Annotated in this window: 15 protein-coding genes; 12 read left to right on the top strand and 3 right to left on the bottom strand. The window is 40.7% G+C overall.

What is annotated here, in order from left to right; genetic code table 11:
* Positions 1-198: 198 nt before the first annotated feature.
* From AAW12_RS06165 to AAW12_RS06145, 5 genes are all read left to right on the top strand, one after another.
* A complete protein-coding gene (locus tag AAW12_RS06165; RefSeq protein WP_046672738.1) occupies positions 199-588 on the top strand; it encodes a DUF423 domain-containing protein in 390 nt (129 codons plus the stop codon).
* Between the two features lie 240 nt (positions 589-828).
* Positions 829-3,312: a primosomal protein N' gene (priA, locus tag AAW12_RS06160; protein ID WP_046672737.1), complete on the top strand. Its 2,484-nt coding sequence runs from the start codon at positions 829-831 to the stop codon at positions 3,310-3,312.
* A gap of 234 nt (positions 3,313-3,546) precedes the next feature.
* Complete coding sequence (locus AAW12_RS06155; RefSeq protein WP_046672736.1) at positions 3,547-4,203, top strand: protein-L-isoaspartate(D-aspartate) O-methyltransferase; 657 nt, start codon at positions 3,547-3,549, stop codon at positions 4,201-4,203.
* Between the two features lie 132 nt (positions 4,204-4,335).
* Positions 4,336-6,159 (top strand): MutS-related protein, encoded by a 1,824-nt coding sequence (locus AAW12_RS06150; protein ID WP_053003540.1) that lies wholly within the window; start codon positions 4,336-4,338, stop codon positions 6,157-6,159.
* Positions 6,160-6,227: 68 nt separating this feature from the next.
* Positions 6,228-6,629, top strand: coding sequence for an acyl-CoA thioesterase (locus AAW12_RS06145; protein WP_046672735.1), 402 nt, complete (start codon positions 6,228-6,230; stop codon positions 6,627-6,629).
* Between the two features lie 85 nt (positions 6,630-6,714).
* Here AAW12_RS06145 and AAW12_RS06140 read toward each other — a convergent pair whose 3' ends face one another.
* Together AAW12_RS06140 and AAW12_RS06135 are read right to left on the bottom strand one after the other, a co-directional pair.
* On the bottom strand, positions 6,715-7,089 hold the full coding sequence (locus AAW12_RS06140; protein ID WP_046672734.1) for a DUF779 domain-containing protein: 375 nt from the start codon (positions 7,087-7,089) through the stop codon (positions 6,715-6,717).
* A gap of 121 nt (positions 7,090-7,210) precedes the next feature.
* Positions 7,211-8,713 (bottom strand): aldehyde dehydrogenase family protein, encoded by a 1,503-nt coding sequence (locus AAW12_RS06135; RefSeq protein ID WP_046672733.1) that lies wholly within the window; start codon positions 8,711-8,713, stop codon positions 7,211-7,213.
* 175 nt (positions 8,714-8,888) lie between these two features.
* On the opposite strand from AAW12_RS06135, the gene AAW12_RS06130 reads away from it, so the two are divergent.
* Positions 8,889-9,791 carry an AraC family transcriptional regulator gene (locus AAW12_RS06130; RefSeq protein ID WP_046672732.1) on the top strand — a complete coding sequence of 301 codons (903 nt, stop codon included), beginning with the start codon at positions 8,889-8,891 and terminating at the stop codon, positions 9,789-9,791.
* A gap of 1 nt (position 9,792) precedes the next feature.
* Here AAW12_RS06130 and smpB read toward each other — a convergent pair whose 3' ends face one another.
* Positions 9,793-10,248, bottom strand: coding sequence for an SsrA-binding protein SmpB (gene smpB, locus AAW12_RS06125; RefSeq protein WP_046672731.1), 456 nt, complete (start codon positions 10,246-10,248; stop codon positions 9,793-9,795).
* Positions 10,249-10,658: 410 nt separating this feature from the next.
* Between smpB and spt the strand changes: the two genes are divergently transcribed.
* From spt to AAW12_RS06095, 6 genes are all read left to right on the top strand, one after another.
* Positions 10,659-11,858: a serine palmitoyltransferase gene (gene spt / locus AAW12_RS06120; protein ID WP_046672730.1), complete on the top strand. Its 1,200-nt coding sequence runs from the start codon at positions 10,659-10,661 to the stop codon at positions 11,856-11,858.
* An 11-nt stretch (positions 11,859-11,869) separates the two neighbouring features.
* Positions 11,870-12,991: a hypothetical protein gene (locus AAW12_RS06115; RefSeq protein WP_046672729.1), complete on the top strand. Its 1,122-nt coding sequence runs from the start codon at positions 11,870-11,872 to the stop codon at positions 12,989-12,991.
* Positions 12,988-13,980, top strand: coding sequence for an NAD-dependent epimerase/dehydratase family protein (locus AAW12_RS06110; RefSeq protein WP_046672728.1), 993 nt, complete (start codon positions 12,988-12,990; stop codon positions 13,978-13,980). The genes AAW12_RS06115 and AAW12_RS06110 overlap by 4 nt, the downstream gene beginning before the upstream one ends.
* Before the next feature lie 9 nt (positions 13,981-13,989).
* Positions 13,990-14,682 carry a CDP-alcohol phosphatidyltransferase family protein gene (locus AAW12_RS06105; protein ID WP_046672727.1) on the top strand — a complete coding sequence of 231 codons (693 nt, stop codon included), beginning with the start codon at positions 13,990-13,992 and terminating at the stop codon, positions 14,680-14,682.
* Between the two features lie 2 nt (positions 14,683-14,684).
* Complete coding sequence (locus AAW12_RS06100; RefSeq protein WP_046672726.1) at positions 14,685-15,083, top strand: GtrA family protein; 399 nt, start codon at positions 14,685-14,687, stop codon at positions 15,081-15,083.
* A gap of 525 nt (positions 15,084-15,608) precedes the next feature.
* A complete protein-coding gene (locus AAW12_RS06095; protein WP_046672725.1) occupies positions 15,609-15,938 on the top strand; it encodes a hypothetical protein in 330 nt (109 codons plus the stop codon).
* Positions 15,939-16,277: the final 339 nt, after the last annotated feature.

Genomic DNA, 16,277 nt, shown 5'->3' with positions numbered 1-16,277 from the left:
TTCAAGATCTTGGTGAGCTGCACGATGCTCATGATGATTCATACGTAAAACAAACCTAATAAAAATATATGGGAAGAGATAGAAAATCGTTGCTATAATGCGCCTTTGTAATAGAAATTTAACAAAAAATTCCTTATTTTGCTCTGTTTTTAATACATTTATCGCTAGAAACTCATTTTCAGCATTCACTTTAACATAATGAATAAGAAAATCATTTTAGCCGCTTCGTTGTTGGGAGCATTAGCTGTAATATTAGGTGCCTTTGGCGCTCATGGTCTAGAAGGAAAGGTAAGTACATATCATATTGAAACTTGGAAAACTGCAAATCAGTATCATTTCTATCATACCTTCGCCCTGTTATTTTTATCTACTTTTTCGCGGGCAAAGACGTACTCAATTAAAGTATCATTTATTGCTTTCCTCATTGGTATACTTTTTTTCTCAGGATCGTTGTATGTCTTAAGTGTGCGAGAAATAACCGGCTTTGGCAATCCGTCTATTTTAGGACCTATCACGCCTTTGGGAGGATTGTCTTTGATCGTTGGCTGGGTTGCACTATTTATAGCAGCGCTAAAAAATAAATCGTAATCCTATTTAATTGCCTATGTCCATACGAAATCATATTCGTATTTAATCATAACAGAGCCTTCTTGAATAAATTCAGGAAGGCTCTTTTAGGTTACAGTGGATTGACCTGCGATCTCTTGGCTTTTACACTCCGATGTCGCTTTGGCGCCATATGATTGTAGACGGTTTTATGCATCGCCGGAGTCGTTTGACCTCTATTCCTGAAGGTTTTTTTGTACTTTTATACCATAATTTGAATTTATGTCCAATCCACAATCTACGATTTTTAGTGAAAGAGATACGCTGTTTGTTGATGTGGTCCTACCACTAGCATTGGCAAGAACATATACGTATCGTATTCCGGTTGACTGGAATGATCGTGTGCAGGTCGGTGTACGAGTCATCGTGCAATTTGGACGGAATAAGATCTATTCTGCCGTTGTCAAGTCCATTAGCCAGGAAGCACCAAAGCACTATGAAGCAAAGTATATTTTGGACATCATTGATGAAAAACCCATTGTCAATTTAGCTCAGTTTAAACTGTGGGACTGGCTAGCCGATTATTACATGTGTAGTTTGGGCGAAGTCATGCAGGCAGCGCTGCCCTCGGCATTGAAGCTGGCCAGTGAGACCAAAGTCGTTTCATCCATTGGGGAAGAATTTGACCGTTCTACACTTTCAGATAAGGAGTATCTTATCATCGAAGCTTTGGAGGTGGCGGGAGAACTTAAAGTCAATGATATTGTGAAATTGCTGGGACAAAAAACAGTCTTCCCTATATTGAAGCAATTATTTGACAAAGGGATTGTTTTGATTTCTGAAGAGATTACAGAACGGTATAAGCCTAAGACCAAAGCATTTTTGCGTTTTGCGCCCGACTTTCGAAATGAAGATGCAAAAAGAGAATTGTTGGACAGTTTAAACCGTGCACCAAAACAACAAGATGCGGTATTGGCATTTATGCAGCTGGTCAAAAAAACGGAGGAAATTACGCGACCCATGTTGACGGAGGCCTCGGGCTGTGGTAACGGTGCAATTACGGCTTTGATTGACAAAGGTGTTTTTGAAATAAAGGAAAAGGTTGTATCCCGGTTTCAGGGGGAAGATATCGAACTGGATGCCAATTTTCAATTTAATGAAAATCAGCAAAGGGCTTATACCGAAATACAAGCGTCGTTTGAGGAGAAGGACGTTACGCTGTTGCATGGTGTGACTGCTTCGGGAAAAACGCAGATTTATATACGCCTTATCGAACAAGCAATCGCTGCGGGAAAATCAGCCCTCTATCTACTGCCTGAGATTGCGCTGACAGCGCAGATTACAGCGCGCTTAAAGTTGCATTTCGGTGATAAACTGGGGGTGTACCACTCCAAGTTTAATGATAATGAACGTGCCGAGGTGTGGCATAAAGTAATGAAAAATGAATTTCAGGTTGTGATTGGGGCTCGTTCTTCCGTCTTTTTGCCATTTCAGGATTTAGGGATTATCATTGTTGATGAAGAGCATGAAAGCTCCTATAAACAGTTTGACCCAGCTCCACGTTACCATGCCCGCGATACGGCCATTTACCTCGGATTTCTACATCAGACCAAAGTGCTGTTGGGATCCGCGACGCCTTCTTTGGAAAGCTATTACAATGCCAAAGCTAAGAAGTATGGTTTTGTGCAACTGCTTGAACGTTATGGCAACGCACAATTGCCAAGTATTGAGTTGGTGAATATTCCCGAAGAAGGAAGAAAGGAAAATATGTTTTCCTATTTTTCGGGTACCTTGTTAAAGGCAGTCGAAGAAGCTGTAAAAAATAAAGAGCAGGTTATATTATTTCAAAACAGACGTGGTCACACGACAATGATCCAGTGTAATACCTGTGGATTTGTTGCAAAATGTGTCAATTGTGATGTCAGCTTAACCTATCACAAGAGCTCTAATATGATGCATTGCCATTATTGTGGTCATGTGGAGCCTCCACTTCGTGTTTGTCCAGCCTGTGGAATGCCGCATATCGAAAGTAAAGGCTTCGGTACAGAACGGGTAGAGGAAGAACTTGAAATCCTGATGCCCGAAATCCGCATCGGTCGCTTGGATCTGGATTCCACAAAAGGCAAATATGGTTTCGACAAAATTATCACGGCTTTTGATGAGCATGAATTTGATGTTCTTATAGGGACACAAATGGTCGCTAAGGGGCTCGATTTCGGAAGAGTAAGCCTTATCGGTGTTGTCAATGCAGATACGATCATTAACTTTCCGGATTTCCGTTCGTATGAACGATCATTTTCGTTATTTTCCCAGGTAGCAGGACGCGCAGGTCGACGTGAAGCCGGCGGAAAAGTTATCATCCAAAGCTATACCACGAATCATCGGGTGTTAGAACAGGTGGTCAATAACGACTACGAGGGCATGTTTATGACGGAAATTACAGAACGGAAAAACTACCTTTATCCGCCTTTCTACCGTCTCATTCGGATTGATATTAAACATACGGATTTTCAGAAATGCTATGATTCGGCCAATCGTTTTGCCTCGGCGCTGCGGCAACAGTTGGGTGCAAGGGTATTGGGACCTGAGCCGCCCTTAGTTTCACGGGTGCGGAATAATTTTATCCAGACCATTACCCTGAAGATTGAACGAACAAATATTAGTATTGCAAAGGTCAAGGAATTGATCCGTTCGGTTCATCTCGATTTTGAAATCGATAAAACCAATGCTGGTGTGCGCGTTCAGGTCGATGTAGATCCCTATTAGTGACAGCTATTGCTCGCATTAACTTGTAAAAACGAGCGTTCTTTGTCAACTTAAATCACATGCGCTTATCGTTTTCTTCGCGGCCAAATTCAAGAGGTCAACGGAGGTTGAGCTAAGGGAAAGATGATTCGGGAAATAAAGCAAATAAACTTGAAAATACGTACAGTGTTGGTATTGAATTATTTGTGATTAATTCTGTTTAATGTGCCTTTTAAAAGGTAAATTTGAAACATCATGGCGTACAAGTTTATTGATAATTATCGGGAGAAAGGTGCTCGTAAGAAATTGGTTGAACATCTAAAAAGCCGGGGCATTGCGGACCAGAAAGTATTAGATGCGATTGGCAAGGTACCACGTCACTATTTTTTTGATGAAACATTCTGGAATCAGGCCTATCGGGATATTGCTTTTCCAATCGGTGACGGACAAACAATCTCACAGCCTTATACCGTCGCCTATCAGTCGGAACTGCTCCACGTGAAAAAGGGAGATAAAGTACTGGAAATTGGCACGGGATCAGGGTACCAAACCTGTATCTTGTTGGAACTTGGCGCAGAAGTGTATACTATCGAGCGTCAGGAAAACCTATATCAACGAACCATTCAAGTGTTGCCCTACATGGGCTATAAACCAAATTTCTTTTTAGGTGATGGCTCTAAGGGAATCGAAGAGCACGCCCCTTATGACAAGATTATTGTCACTGCAGGTGCGCCTTTCGTGCCAGAGGTTATGTTAAAGCAGTTGAAAATGGGCGGAATTTTTGTGATCCCTGTAGGAGACGAAAAATCGCAAAAGATGATGACGATCATTCGGGTAGGTGAAAATGATTTTGACCGTATCGAATTGGATACGTTTCGTTTTGTGCCTTTGGTGGGTGATCAAGCTTGGTAGGAGATCCATTCAACCAGTTCCGATGGCCTCCTCCAAAAATCTGCGAGTGACAATCGAGCCTTTGTTTCATGAGCAGATGCAAAATAGCCATGATTAAATTGAAATGAACGTGAAAGAATAAATATTCACCTTATGACTCCAACTGCAATACGATATGACCAGAAGCATCGCGAAACTGCTTCAACTGTGGTCAAATTAAATAAACAAGTCAACACGCTCAGCTTGTTGCGGCTATTTGTGATACTCGGTGGCGGAGCATTGTTATTTTATACCTTTCAACTGGAAAGCCTTCCGCTGGTTTTTTTCTGCTTTTTTGGACTACTGTTCCTATTTGCCTATCTCGTGCGGAAGCAGAGCCAGTTAGAGCTTCAGAAGAACTATTTTGAAGCTTATTTGAAAGTTTTGGCAAATGAACAGGCCCTGGCAGAAGGGAAACTAAACATGTATGACCATGGTGAGCATTTTGAAAACGGAGCTCATCCTTATAGCTCCGATATGGATATCTTTGGCACATACTCCTTATTCGCGCAGATAAATCGGGCAACGACCAAACAGGGGATTGATCTTTTGGCTTCTTGGCTTGATGCGCCTCTCCAAAGCAATCAAATTCAACGCAATCAAGAAGCATCCCAGGAACTCGAAAATGAATCCGAATGGATATGGGATTTTCAGGCAAAGCTCTTGGCCAATCTGAACCATAAATTGGATATCAAGGCATTTTTAACAAATTACTTTCAAGACCGAAATTTTCAATTCGGAAATGCTTTTATGCGATTTTATATCAAAGCAGGCCCTGTTTTATTTTTGGTCGCTTTAGCCGGCAGCTTTTTCGTGCCAAAATTGGCTGGAGTGGCAACCTTGATAGGACTATTTCATATTCTTTGGGCATTGGCCAAAGCAGGAAGTGTGAGTATGTTCTCCTCGCGAATAGACAAAATTGGTGGCGTGCTGGGATCATATGCAGATGCGATTCAATCGATCGAAGACCACGCATGGAAGTCTATTGCTATGCAGGAGATCGCCGGAGAACTAAAACAAAACCAGGGAACAGCATCCATTTCCTTTGCCTTTAAAAAACTCGCTGGTCTTATTAACAATTTGGACGCACGGAATAATGTCTTTGTTGGGTTATTTCTAAACTTATTTCTGCTTTGGGACTTTAGACAAGTATTGGCTATTGTTGATTGGAAGAATAAATACGAAAACCAGATTCTGAATTCATTCGATACCTTAGCTAAGGTGGAGGCTGTCACAAGCCTTGCCATTTGGAAGAGAAACCATTCGTCCTATAGTTATCCAGTAATTTTGGATAATCCGCTGGAAAATAAGATTGACGCGCAAGGGTTATATCATCCACTGATTCCAAGCAATCAGGTCGTCGCCAATGATTACAGTAGTATAGATCATCGTGTTGCTTTGGTAACAGGTTCAAACATGGCTGGAAAGAGTACATTTCTGCGGACAGTAGGTATTAATGCAATTTTGGCTTATGCCGGAGCTGCGGTTGCAGCGGCATCTTTTCGGCTTCCGATTTACAAACTAATATCTTATATGCGCATCAAGGATAACCTGAATGAAAGTACGTCGACATTTAAAGCTGAACTGAATCGGATGAAATTTATATTGGATACAGTTTCAGCACATAGCGATAGCTTTTTTCTAATCGATGAGATGCTTCGTGGGACAAATTCGATCGACAAATATCTTGGCTCCCGTGCAATCATAAAGAAACTGGTTCGATTGGACGGTAAGGGTATGGTGGCTACACACGACTTACAACTGTCCAGTTTACAAGAGGAATTCCCGGGAGATATCAAAAATTATCATTTTGACATTCGTGTTGATGCGGGGCAGATGCTGTTTGATTATAAGCTGAAGATAGGAGAATGTAAAATATTCAATGCGTCGCTCTTATTGAAAGGTATAGGGGTGGATATCGACGAAAATATGGAATAAAAATGACGGAACTGGAGCTAGATTGGTTTACATTTGTCTCCTCTTAAATCCACTAAATAAAACAATAAATGACTTTACAAGAACGTATTGATTTATCAGAAACACATGTTTGCACGACCGTGTTTCCGTTTTTGACAAATCATCACGATACTTTATTCGGCGGCAAGGCGATGTCCATTATGGACGAAGTATCGTTTATGGCTGCGACACGATTTTGCCGCAAAACGTTGGTGACTGTATCGACAGACCGTATCGACTTCAATAAGGCAATTCCTTCCGGAAGTATTATAGAAGCTATCGCAAGGGTTCAAAATGTAGGCCGGACCAGCTTGAAGGTGAAGGTCGAGATATTTTTGGAACATATGTACAAGGAGGGAAGAGAATTGGCCATTGAGGGTGTTTTTACATTTGTTGCCCTCGATGAAAACAGACAGCCAATTCCAGTCCTTGAAGGCTTGGATATTGAATAAAATTTTAGCTTCCGAATGCGGAAACTCAAGGGAGGTTTTTTTAAAATTATAACATGGAAAAGGGTCGCATCTGCGACCCTTTTTGTTATTCGTTTCTCTTGATTGGGCTGAGGTCGTTAAGCTCTTCGGCTGTAAATAAACGATAATGAACTTTGAAAGTTTTACCCAGTGGCGTTTCCAATGAGAATCCCCCCGGACCAAATCCATCCAGCACATCGAGTGTGAAATGCGCATGTTTCCAATATTCAAAGAGATCACGATCCACCCAAAACTCATATCCTTCGGCTAATCCGATCATGGCGTCATTTGTCCTAGGAAAATAACCTCCTTCCTCAAAACACTGAGGCTGTGTACCCTCGCAGCAGCCTCCGGCCTGATAAAACATTAATTTACCATGCTTCGCTTCAAGTTCATGAATGAGCTCCCTGGCTTTTTCAGTGATGTCTAGTCTATTTATCATGGTGAAATCCGTTTATCTGTTTTAGCGTTGACGAATAGGAAATTCAGCGGAAGGGGTAGCATTTGCTCCCCCCTAAATTCGGGCATCTAGCTGTTCGAAAAGTGTACCCGGTGCGCTGCAGTTAAAAGAAACCAAGTTTTTCTTTACTGTAGGAAATCAACATATTTTTAGCCTGTCTGTAATGGGCAAGCATCATTTTATGGTTTTCCCGTCCAATTCCTGATTGTTTGTATCCGCCAAATGGAGCACCCGCTGGGTAGGAGTGGTACTGATTTACCCAAACACGTCCTGCTTGTATGGCACGTGGGATCTGATAAAGCTGATGTGCATCTCGGGTCCATACACCTGCTCCGAGACCATACATGGTATCGTTGGCGATGGCAATTGCTTCTTGTTCATCTTTGAACGTGGTGACTGCAAGCACCGGGCCGAAGATTTCTTCCTGGAAAATACGCATGCTATTATTGCCTTTGAATAGGGTAGGTTTGATGTAGTAGCCTTCTTCAAAACCAGCACCGACATTGTTTTCATCACCGCCGGTCAATACTTCGGCCCCTTCTTCTTTGCCAAGTTTAATATAGGACATAATTTTGTCCTTCTGGATCTTCGATGCCTGAGCACCCATCATTGTTGTTGGGTCTAATGGATCGCCCACTTTGATCTGATTAACCCGATCGACCACTTTAGCGATAAATTTTTCATAAATGTCCTCCTGGATCAGTAAACGAGAAGGACAGGTACAAATTTCGCCCTGATTGAGCGCGAATAATACGGCTCCTTCCACTGCTTTGTCCAAAAAAGCGTCGTCTGCATCCATAACCGAACTAAAGAAAATATTGGGCGATTTTCCACCCAATTCTAGGGTTACCGGAATGATATTTTCAGTCGCATATTGCATGACCAGACGTCCAGTTGCTGTGGAACCAGTGAATGCTGCTTTGGAAACCTTTGGGTTTGTGACCAAAGAACGGCCAAGTTCTGCGCCGAAACCGTTGACGATATTGACTACTCCGGCAGGAATCAGATCACCGATAATTTCCATAAGAACAAGAATGGATGTGGGTGTACTTTCAGCAGGTTTTAATACGACGGTGTTCCCTGCGGCAAGGGCCGGAGCTAGTTTCCATACGGCCATTAGAATCGGGAAATTCCATGGAATAATCTGTGCAACAACTCCGATTGGTTCGTGTACAATCAGTGACACTGTATTGCTGTCCAATTCGCTTATGGACCCCTCTTCTGCGCGGATTACACCAGCAAAATACCTGAAATGGTCGATTGCCAATGGGATATCGGCATTTAATGTTTCACGTACCGCTTTTCCGTTGTCTATCGTTTCAACGGCGGCGATATATTCTAAATTAGCTTCAATGCGGTCAGCAATTTTATTGAGGATGATACTTCGTTCTGTAGCCGAGGTTTGTCCCCAAGTTTCAAAAGCTTTAGCGGCGGTGTCGACAGCGAGATCCAGATCTTCTTTTGTTGAATGGGCAACTTGAGTAAACACTTTTCCATCTACCGGCGAAATATTATCGAAGTATTTTCCTTGAATTGGTGCGACAAATTTACCACCAATGTAGTTGTCATATCGTTCTTTGAACGATGGCCTTTTGATTGCGCTCATATGGTTTATTTATTAATTATTTTTAATCCCTTCTTATCAAAGTTAGCCAGCAATTATTCAATGGTGTAGCAGAATTGATCCAAAACATAGCACAATTGTGGCACATAACTTTCGATCATAGTTTATTTTATTTATTATATTTGATTGACTGCCAATTATATTTAATTGTTGCACTATGGAAAATAGGACGCTGATTCATACATTGCCATTTTCGCGGAAGGGGGAGCTCAGCACATTAGTGGAGAACCGACGCGCATTTACGTTAGATAGCTTGGAGCTTAATATCTACGAAACATATCGGATATCGCAGCATGTGCCTTTATGTTTTGATGATTTGGTTATGATTAATATGATCCAGGGTAAAAAGATCATGCATTTGGAGAATGTAAAGGCTTTTGACTATCTGCCCGGTCAGATGATGGTGTTACCTGCATCGGTGGCTATGCATATTGATTTTCCAGAAGCGACCCTCGACCAGCCCACGCAGTGTACCGCTTTAACAATTCATAGAGAGAAGATAGCAGCAGTCTTGGACTATCTAAATGAGTTTTATCCAAAAGAACATGTCAATCAATGGCGGCTTGATCCGGAGTTTTTTCACCTGTACAATTCGACTGAGCTTGCCGATCTAGTGAACAAGTTGTTTCAGATCATTATTAGTGAAAATCCGTTGAAAGATGTGCTTGCAGATCTGACCTTTAAAGAGCTTACGATTCGGCTACTTCAGTCACAGTCGATGATGGCGTTAAAAATTGGGAAGTCGCCCAACAAAGTACTGTTACACGTGCAGGAATTTATTCAGAAACATATTACCGAGAAAATTTCAATTGGTCTATTGGAGCGGACTGCTCACATGAGCAAAGCGAGCCTTACGCGGATGTTTAACCGTGAACTTGGACTAAGTCCAATGGAGTACGTGATCCAACAGCGTATCGAGAAGGCAAAAAAGATGCTTTTACTCACCCGTAATGTAAAGGAGTCGTGCTATGGGGCTGGATTTAATGATGTCAACTACTTTGTTCGGCTTTTTAAAAGCAGGGTAGGCATGACGCCAGGCGCATTTGTCCTGGCGCGTTAACCTAAAATTTCATCACGCGATCAAGCTCACGTTTAACATCTCTTTCTTTGATGTTTTCTCGTTTGTCAAAATCTTTTTTACCCTGTGCCAAGGCAATTTCAACTTTGGCAAACCCCCGGGCACTGATAAAGATGCGTAGGGGTACAATGGTAAAACCACGTTCTTCCCCTTTCTCTTTCAGTTTTTTTAATTCTCTTTTTGTCAATAGCAGTTGACGGTCGCGTTTTGCTTCATGGTTATAGAAAGATCCCATGGAATATTCGGCAATGTGCATGTTACGGATGTATAATCCGTCCTCAAAAAAACTACAGAAACTATCGTTAATATTTGCCTTTCCTTCGCGTATGGATTTTATTTCTGTACCCAATAATCGAATTCCTGCAATGTACTTGTCCAGTAAGTGGTATTCAAAAGAAGCTTTTTTATTTTTTATATTGATATCTGAAGATAAAGCCATATATTGTTGTATATTAGTAAGTCTATACCATTGCTATTGCAATGAACCTAAATGTAACTAATTATAGGATAATTTAAAGTTCGCAAATATAATTATTAAAATTGTCTTATTTTAAAGTAGAATTGTGTGGGCAGATGTTAGCGGAGTATTAAAATAAAATTAACGGTTTTGGGCGATGTGTTAAAAATATGACTAAATTTAAGTGAAAGTCAGATTATGTTTTCGTATGTTTGCAACGTTTTTTGGAATTATTGTGAATATATACAACGTAGAATTTCAACTTACATTGTGGATATAGCAGATTTTTAGTCGGAGACCGAGTTTTTTATATAAAAGTCCAATTCGATAATTTTGTTTGTTACAATAACATCTAAAAGTTAGAAATAGTTTTAGAAATACCTTTTTATCGCATGAGTAAAGGAAAGTTAGGCGAAAAAATATCGCAATTTAAGATTGTTGAGGAGTTGAAAGCTAAGGGCTTATATGCCTATTTTAGACCTATTCAATCAAAACAAGATACCGAAGTAAAAATCGATGGTAGACGTGTATTGATGTTTGGTTCTAACTCTTATTTAGGGTTAACGACTGATACACGTATTATAAAGGCAGCGCAGGATGCTTTGGAAAAGTATGGTACTGGATGTGCTGGATCTCGTTTCTTAAACGGTACGTTGGATATTCACGTGGAACTGGAAGAAAAATTATCTGCTTATGTAGGTAAAGAAGCCGCTATTCTGTTTAGTACAGGATTCCAATCAAATCTAGGGCCTTTGTCATGTCTAATGGGACGTAATGATTATATTTTGTTGGATGAGCGTGACCACGCATCAATTATTGATGGTAGCCGTTTGTCTTTTTCCAAAGTAATCAAATACGGTCATAACAATATGGAGGACTTACGTGCTAAGTTATCACGCCTACCTGAGGATAGTGCGAAGTTAATTTGTACGGACGGTATCTTTAGTATGGAGGGTGATATTGTTAATTTGCCTGAACTTACATCGATTGCCAATGAGTTTGATGCTGCCGTAATGGTCGACGACGCACACAGTTTAGGTGTTATTGGGCACAAAGGAGCTGGTACAGCTTCTCATTTTGGGCTTAATGATGATGTAGACTTGATTATGGGTACATTTAGTAAATCGTTAGCTTCTTTAGGTGGATTTGTGGCCGGTGATGCAGATGTGATTGATTTCTTAAAACATAATGCACGCTCTGTGATGTTCAGTGCTTCAATGACTCCCGCTTCGGTGGCTTCAACATTGAAAGCTTTGGAAATTATTCAAAACGAGCCAGAGCATATTGAAAAATTATGGAAAAATACAGATTATGCCAAAGCTCAATTGCTGGATCATGGATTTGATTTGGGTGCTACGGAAAGTCCTATTTTACCAATCTTTATTCGTAGCAATGAAAAAACGTTCTGGGTAACTAAAATGCTTCAAGATGATGGCGTATTTGTTAATCCAGTTGTTTCTCCAGCAGTTCCTGCGGAAGAGTCTTTGATTCGTTTTTCATTGATGGCGACACATACTTATGACCAAATCGACGAGGCTATTGAGAAGATGGTTAAAGTATTCAAACAAGCTGAAGTTGAAACATTAATATAAAATCTAATCGTATGATTCAGATTATACCCGTTGAAACAAAGAAACAAAGACGGCTGTTTATAGATTTCCCTCATAGTCTCTATGAGGGAAATCCTAATTATGTACCTGCCTTATTTCTTGAACAAAACGACTTGCTTTCCCCTGACAAGCATCCTTTTTATAAACATTCCCAAGCACAACCTTTTCTAGCTTATCGTAACGATAAGATTGTCGGTCGTATATGCGCCATCTGGAACAACAACCATAATGCCTTTAATCATGTGAATGAAGGGCAGTGGGGTTTTTTCGATTGTATAGATGATCAAGAAGTCGCAAACGCGTTATTTGATACTGCAGAAAAATGGGTTAAAGCTAAAGGTGGGGATACGATCGTTGGGCCGATCAATTTATCAACTAATGATACCGTTGGTTTATTGGTTGACGGGTTTGATAAACCTCCGGTGGCCATGATGCCCTACAATTCACCTTATTATATCGACTTGATTACCAATTCAGGTTATGGACATAAAGTGGATTTGAGAGCTTATTTGGTCATGGAAAAGTCTGCGGATAAACGTTCTGTATTGCTTTTAGATAGGTTGGAAGAGCGTTTGAAAAGATCTGGCATTACATTGCGTCAATTTAATGTGAAGGATTTTAAAAACGAAGCAGCAAAAGTTCGTGACATTTATAATAGAGCATGGGATAAAAATTCGGGTTTTGTTCCGATGACAGAGGACGAATTTAATTATACGGCCAAAGATCTAAAAATGATTCTCGATCCACGTTTTGCTATCGTTGCGGAGAAAGATGGTGAGCTTGTTGGCTTTGGTCTAGGGATACCTGATATCAATCAGATCCTTATCAAAGTGAAGCGAGGACGTCTACTTCCTACGGGTATTTTTAAATTGTTATTTGGAAAGAAAAAAATCAACTTGCTTCGTGTACTCATGTTAGGGGTATTGGAAGACTACCGTAAACTTGGTATTGAAGCATGTCTGTATGGCCGAATTATAAAAGAATCAAAAGATTCTAATATCAAGGGGGCCGAATGTTCGTGGATGTTGGAGCATAATTACATGATGAACCACGCTATTGAACAAATGAATGGAGAATTGTACAAACGTTATCGTTTGTATCAAAAATCATTATGATAGAAAAAGTATTAATCACCGGAGCGAGTGGTTTTGTAGGCTATCATTTGACAAGAGCAGCGAAAGAGGCGGGGATGGAAGTTCATGCCGCGGTGAGGAAGTCAAGTGATGTTTCAGAAATTCGCTCCGTTGTAGATAAATTTGTTTATCCGGATTTCTCTGATGAAGAGTCTATCAGCGAATTACTGGAAGCGGAAAACTATACCTATGTTGTTCATGCTGCGGCAATGACTCGTGCCAAGCACGAAGAAGATCTCGAAAAGGTCAACGTTGGTTATACAAAAAACTTGGCATCTGCTTGTTTTTCTTTAAAAACTCCCATCAAAAGATTTGTTTTCGTTAGTAGTCTTGCGGCAATCGGTCCTGTTAGCTACGATGCTAACCTTATCGATGAGAGCAATCCCTATCGCCCTGTTACGGCCTATGGTCGTAGTAAACGGAAAGCGGAGCTCGCCTTGGATGATTTTAGAGATCAGCCACTAACGATTTTGCGCCCCACTGCAGTATACGGCCCTCGTGAAAAGGATATTTTTATTGTTTTTAAAACAATGAATGGCGGCTTGGATGCCTATGTTGGCCGCTCTCCTCAAAAGCTTAGCTTTATTTATGTTGCTGACCTGGTGCAGGCGATCATTCATGCCTGTCGTTTTGATCAAGGAGGAAAGCAGGTGTATAACCTCAGTGATGGGCAGGTGTATGGCCGTTATGAGTTGGCTAGATTTTTCAAAGAGTTTAGCCAAAAGAAAATGATTCGTATGCATATTCCTTTTGGTGTCGTGAAGACTATCGCGGTTATTTTTGAACGTTTGTATAAAAAATCTAAAGCAATACCTGTGCTATATCCGGAGCGACTGAATGAACTTACAGCTGAAAACTGGGGCTGTGATATCTCGGCGGCTCAACGTCAGCTACAATACCAACCTAAATATGATTTGAAGAAAGGCTTAATGGAGGCATTGGCTTGGTATAAAGAAAATAAATGGCTATAATCGCAGATAATGAGTGAGTTAAAAATAAATAAAAAACTTTTTCAGGATAGAAAGAGAACAAATATCTTAAGTGAACCCGAACAAAAACTTATTTCGTACCTCGTACCTCGAATTCCAAATTGGATTACCTCGGATGGACTTACGGCAATTGGGTTTTTAGGCTCCTTAATGATATTGGGGAGTTTTATCTTGGCTGAATATGTTGATATTCGCTATTTGCTTCTAGGGATCCCTGGTTTCTTTGTGCAGTGGTTTGGTGATTCATTAGATGGTCGTATCGCATTCTACCGCAATAAATCCCGTCGCTGGTACGGTTTCGCGCTGGATATTGTAATGGATTGGATTAGTACGGTTTTTATAGGATTGGGGTATGTGCTGTATACCGTGGGTGATTTTAAGTATCTGGGATTTACATTGGTTGCATTATATGGCTGGGCAATGATCATATCTCAGCTCAGGTATAGAATTACCGATAAGTATACGATAGACGCCGGAATTTTGGGACCTACTGAAATTCGGGTGATTATTTCATTGGTTATGCTATTGGAAGTTTTAATGCCTGGATCGATTAACTGGTGTGTACTGGTAATTTGTATCGCTCTCTTTATAATTAATACAAATGATACACGCCTACTTCTTAAATTAGGCGATGAAAAAGATAAAGCGGATAAACTGAAAAAACAGCAGGAGGAGGTTATTTAACGATGTCTTCAAAAGTTATTACTTTTTTAAAAGCTCAACTTTCCGCCTTTTTAGGCGGATTGTTTGATTTTGGAGTATACTCTGCTTGTTATAAGCTACTTCATATCAGTGCTCCTTTTTCTAATGCGATTAGTGGTAGCCTTGGTGCTGTTGTTAATTTTTTGATCAATCGATACTGGTCCTTTGGTAGCACGCAAAAGTCCGTGGGAAGTCAGTTATGGAAATTTGTGATCGTCGTCTGTGGTAGTATTACATTGAAGTCTACAGGAATTCATTTTCTGGTCGATGTATATCATGTAAACTTTTTGTTTTCGAAACTAGTTGTTGAGTTGCTTGTTTCTTTGGGTTTCAACTATACGCTTCAGCGTTTTTGGGTTTTTAAAGCTGAAGAGAAATCGTAATTTCCTTATTTTTTACGAATCAGCTTTAGCTGTTTTCAGTTCCATTTCTTTTTCTGTTTCTTTCGATTTCTCGTGCTCTTATGTTACCAAGATTTGTTTTGATAGGATGTTAGTCGAGCTGTTGGTTTAGGTTAAAAGAGCTTTTTAACAGCCTATAGTTGCGCTATTCCTGCAAGTTGCTGTTATTGATCGATCTGTAAGGGTAATTCAGCTTTGACGCTAGGTTGCATGACGAGCTGCAATATATTACTCATTGTATAGCTGTCGTGTTTATTTCGCTTTTGTTTACTTCTTCTTTAAACTAGATTTTACCTAGTATTAAGTTAGCTTTTGGTTAGGGTTTGTTTAGCCAGAACCTATACTATACCTAAACTAAACCTAATTAAACCCTAAACTAACCCTAAGTAAACAGGCAGAAAAGTATAGCTGCAAAAGAAGGTATCCCGGAGTCCTGTGTTCTGCCATTGTTCTGGCCTTATCAATAGCCGGCACGCCGTCTTCAATTGGGCAAAAGCAGAGCGAAGAATGCCCTGTGCATCTTTCAGGCCTAACAATACCACCTTTACTGTTTACGATACCGTTTCGCTATCCCCGGGAAGTGGGAACGCAGCAGGGTTGGCCCGGTTTCCGCGGTACGATCCAATTTCCAGTACCATTCCTTTTTCCCCAGGGAAGCCTGTACCGAAGCCCGGTTCCCGGTATGTACGCAGCACGCCGCGGTCCCCGGCAATGTCCAGGTTAGATCCCGGTTCCCTGCCTATTCTGCTCCAGAATCAGCCATCCCAGCCTTCCGACCACCTGTTTTACAAAAAGAATCTCGCACCCTTACAGGCAGTTAAGGGAAAAATGAAATAAATAAGAACAAAAGGCTTGGAAGTTTGTTAACAAACTCCCTATCTTTGCACCACTCCGCAAGGGAGGGACGGTTACTTCGCAGGAAGAAACCATGAAAAAAAGAAGGGTTTAAGGGAGTTTGGCAGGATTTAAAATCCCGCTGGATTTATTTTAAACGCGGAAATCTGAAAAAGAGAAAAGAAAAAAAACTTCAGAAAGTTTTTGGAAGTTCAGAAAAGATTTCTACCTTTGCAGTCCCAACGGAAACGAAGGGGAAAACAAAACGATAAAGACGGCGCAATGCCCTCGGAATATAGCGGATACGGAAGTTGAAGCGACAAAGTTCTTTAAGAAAACACA

This window comes from Sphingobacterium sp. Ag1 (genome assembly GCF_000988325.1).
Classification (GTDB): domain Bacteria; phylum Bacteroidota; class Bacteroidia; order Sphingobacteriales; family Sphingobacteriaceae; genus Sphingobacterium.
Note: the sequence above shows the minus strand (reverse complement) of the source record. Positions and strands in the feature narration are given on the sequence as shown.

What these genes read in the sequence shown, in the direction of transcription:
- priA (WP_046672737.1), top strand. Translation starts at nt 829, where the DNA reads ATGTCCAATCCACAATCTACGATTTTTAGTGAAAGAGATACGCTGTTT.
- AAW12_RS06135 (WP_046672733.1), bottom strand. Translation starts at nt 8,713, where the DNA reads ATGAGCGCAATCAAAAGGCCATCGTTCAAAGAACGATATGACAACTAC.
- spt (WP_046672730.1), top strand. Translation starts at nt 10,659, where the DNA reads ATGAGTAAAGGAAAGTTAGGCGAAAAAATATCGCAATTTAAGATTGTT.
- AAW12_RS06095 (WP_046672725.1), top strand. Translation starts at nt 15,609, where the DNA reads ATGCCCTGTGCATCTTTCAGGCCTAACAATACCACCTTTACTGTTTAC.
- AAW12_RS06155 (WP_046672736.1), top strand. Translation starts at nt 3,547, where the DNA reads ATGGCGTACAAGTTTATTGATAATTATCGGGAGAAAGGTGCTCGTAAG.
- smpB (WP_046672731.1), bottom strand. Translation starts at nt 10,248, where the DNA reads ATGGCTTTATCTTCAGATATCAATATAAAAAATAAAAAAGCTTCTTTT.
- AAW12_RS06100 (WP_046672726.1), top strand. Translation starts at nt 14,685, where the DNA reads ATGTCTTCAAAAGTTATTACTTTTTTAAAAGCTCAACTTTCCGCCTTT.
- AAW12_RS06115 (WP_046672729.1), top strand. Translation starts at nt 11,870, where the DNA reads ATGATTCAGATTATACCCGTTGAAACAAAGAAACAAAGACGGCTGTTT.
- AAW12_RS06105 (WP_046672727.1), top strand. Translation starts at nt 13,990, where the DNA reads ATGAGTGAGTTAAAAATAAATAAAAAACTTTTTCAGGATAGAAAGAGA.
- AAW12_RS06130 (WP_046672732.1), top strand. Translation starts at nt 8,889, where the DNA reads ATGGAAAATAGGACGCTGATTCATACATTGCCATTTTCGCGGAAGGGG.
- AAW12_RS06110 (WP_046672728.1), top strand. Translation starts at nt 12,988, where the DNA reads ATGATAGAAAAAGTATTAATCACCGGAGCGAGTGGTTTTGTAGGCTAT.
- AAW12_RS06145 (WP_046672735.1), top strand. Translation starts at nt 6,228, where the DNA reads ATGACTTTACAAGAACGTATTGATTTATCAGAAACACATGTTTGCACG.
- AAW12_RS06140 (WP_046672734.1), bottom strand. Translation starts at nt 7,089, where the DNA reads ATGATAAATAGACTAGACATCACTGAAAAAGCCAGGGAGCTCATTCAT.
- AAW12_RS06165 (WP_046672738.1), top strand. Translation starts at nt 199, where the DNA reads ATGAATAAGAAAATCATTTTAGCCGCTTCGTTGTTGGGAGCATTAGCT.
- AAW12_RS06150 (WP_053003540.1), top strand. Translation starts at nt 4,336, where the DNA reads ATGACTCCAACTGCAATACGATATGACCAGAAGCATCGCGAAACTGCT.